Genomic DNA, 2,358 nt, shown 5'->3' with positions numbered 1-2,358 from the left:
CAATTGGTTGTGCGGTAGATTTTGTGTGTAGGCTTCTTCATTTGAAAATTATATCGCTGAAAAAGCCTTTACAGATAGGTTTGTGCAACAAAGCCATTACATAGTCGAAGGCACCAAGCCATCAACTAAAGATAAAGTTATTAATGTTGAAACACAATATTATGAAAATCCAGGACATCATGACTTGAAAGATGGAAATATGCCTTATAACTCTACTGAAGCAATAATTCCTGACAATCATGTAAAATTATGGGAAAACAGTGTAAAAATTGATAGTGATCCAAAAAATAGATGGGCAATTGAAAATAAAGATGGGAAGGTCATTTATCATAGGTTTCAAGATGATGGTAATGGCAATTTCCATTGGAATGGTTCGACAAAAGGTATTACGTCCTCAGGAAAGGAACGAAATATCAAGATTTCTGATGTCCCTTCTGACTTGATAAAAATGGTAGATAGCAAATGAATAGAATTGGAAACGATCAAGTTTTTATAGAGTTTGATGGAAATTATCAGAATAGTAATTTCATCCCATTGCGTTTATGTATTGAGGGGGAGTATCTAGGAACTTTAGACTCTCCTACTTATGTGACTAGCTTTATAAATTCACTAAAAAACTTACTAAATGATAATTACTATTATAGCAATGTGATAAATGATGAAAATTGTAAAAAATTTTTCTATCCTAAAGGTTTATTATCTGAGAATTACAGAATCACTTTAGAAGAAACCTTTGATGATTTCAGTAAAAGGGCAGCAAGGAATAATAATACTATTTATTTTACTTGGTTTTTATATGAAGATCATTTTTTTGAATACAAAGATAACATTGTAAATAAGGTAATTTTTTCTAAATGTAAAAGTCTAGATTTACTCAATTTAGAGGTGGTCCCACTTGTTTGAACAACTAAAAGCGTATTTATAAGTGATGTTCTGCTCTAGTTAAGCCACCTTGTTTTGTTGGGGTAGCTGATCATAGTAAAACTCATTTGGTGTCATTTTGTCTAGACTTGAATGAGGTCGTTTCAGATTATAAAACTCAAAATATGCACTCAATTGGGTAGTGTTCAAAAAACTGTGTCATTTCCTTAAACTGTTAAAAACAGGAATGATGCATTATGGCAACTACATTTGATTTTGAAACAGCCTTAAAACAACTCCAGTCAGGACAAGCACTGACTGGAGAAAATGGCATACTCACCCCTTTAATTAAACAGCTGACCGAAGCTGCTCTTGAAGCAGAAATCGAGAATTACATTGAAGCGAATCCGAAACAAGGTAATCGCCGCAATGGCTATACTCGCAAGACAGTAAAATCTACATCAGGTTCATTTGAGCTTGAAACCCCTAGAGATCGAAATGGTGAATTTGAGCCACAGTTAGTTAAAAAGAACCAGACCAAATTATCAGAAGAAATTGACAATAAAATCATATCACTCTATGCACTTGGTATGAGCTATCGTGATATTCAAAAGCATGTTGCTGATATGTATGGATTGGAGATTTCAGATGGTGCTATCACCAATATTACAGATAAGCTCCTCCCTCAGTTACAAGCATGGAAACAACGCCCACTCGATACAATTTATCCCTTTGTTTGGTTAGATGCCATACATTACAAAGTGAAGGATAAAGGTGTTTATGTGAGCAAAGCGATCTATACCATTTTAGCTTTAAATGTTGAAGGTAAGAAGGAACTACTCGGCTTGCATTTGTCGGAAAGCGAAGGGGCGAACCATTGGCTTAGTGTACTGACAGACCTACAAAATCGTGGTGTTCAGGATATTCTGATTGCCTGTGTAGATGGACTAAAAGGTTTCCCCGAAGCCATAGCAGCGATTTACCCTCAAACAGAAATACAACTGTGTATCGTTCATCAAATTCGTAATTCTTTACGCTATGTTGCCAGTAAAGATCAGAAGGCATTTATGGCTGATTTAAAGCCAATTTACCGTGCTGATACCAAAGGGGCGGCAGAAGTAGCACTGGATGAGCTAGAAGAAAAATGGGGCGAAAAATATGGTGTGGTCATTCAGTCATGGCGTACCAAATGGCATCTACTATCCGCCTATTTCAAATACCCTAAAGCGATTAGGAAGCCGATTTACACCACCAATGCCGTTGAAGCCGTACATCGTCAATTCCGCAAACTAACCAAAACCAAAGGAGCTTTCCCCAATGAGGATAGTCTGATGAAATTACTGTATATTGGTATTCAACAGGCATCAGAAAAATGGACAATGCCTATTCAGGAATGGGGACAAACGATTACTCAATTATCCATTTACTTTGAAGGTCGATTAGATGATATAATTAAAATCTAGTCAAATTTACTGACACAGAATTTTGAACGCCCTC

3 protein-coding genes and 1 pseudogene are annotated in these 2,358 nt (G+C 36.0%); 3 read left to right on the top strand and 1 reads right to left on the bottom strand.

The features are described 5' to 3' along the window. Nucleotides 1-82: 82 nt before the first annotated feature. Both F947_RS06360 and F947_RS06355 read left to right on the top strand, forming a co-directional pair. Nucleotides 83-466, top strand: coding sequence for a hypothetical protein (locus F947_RS06360; RefSeq protein WP_004973477.1), 384 nt, complete (start codon nucleotides 83-85; stop codon nucleotides 464-466). Beyond that, the gene (locus F947_RS06355; RefSeq protein ID WP_004973476.1) at nucleotides 463-903 is read left to right on the top strand and encodes a hypothetical protein; all 441 of its coding nucleotides are present in this window, start codon (nucleotides 463-465) and stop codon (nucleotides 901-903) included. The genes F947_RS06360 and F947_RS06355 overlap by 4 nt, the downstream gene beginning before the upstream one ends. 39 nt (nucleotides 904-942) lie before the next feature. On the opposite strand, the pseudogene F947_RS14980 reads toward F947_RS06355, so the two are convergent. Continuing rightward, nucleotides 943-1,059 (bottom strand): annotated as a pseudogene (locus F947_RS14980) (integrase core domain-containing protein); the annotation flags it as partial. A 59-nt stretch (nucleotides 1,060-1,118) separates the two neighbouring features. On the opposite strand from F947_RS14980, the gene F947_RS06350 reads away from it, so the two are divergent. Continuing rightward, the gene (locus tag F947_RS06350; RefSeq protein ID WP_004973108.1) at nucleotides 1,119-2,324 is read left to right on the top strand and encodes an IS256 family transposase; all 1,206 of its coding nucleotides are present in this window, start codon (nucleotides 1,119-1,121) and stop codon (nucleotides 2,322-2,324) included. Nucleotides 2,325-2,358: the final 34 nt, after the last annotated feature.

It is taken from the genome of Acinetobacter towneri DSM 14962 = CIP 107472 (genome assembly GCF_000368785.1).
Taxonomy (GTDB): Bacteria; Pseudomonadota; Gammaproteobacteria; order Pseudomonadales; family Moraxellaceae; genus Acinetobacter; species Acinetobacter towneri.
Note: the sequence above shows the minus strand (reverse complement) of the source record. Positions and strands in the feature narration are given on the sequence as shown.

Coding starts and splice junctions, on each gene's coding strand:
- F947_RS06355 (WP_004973476.1), top strand. CDS start 463: ATGAATAGAATTGGAAACGATCAAGTTTTTATAGAGTTTGATGGAAAT.
- F947_RS06350 (WP_004973108.1), top strand. CDS start 1,119: ATGGCAACTACATTTGATTTTGAAACAGCCTTAAAACAACTCCAGTCA.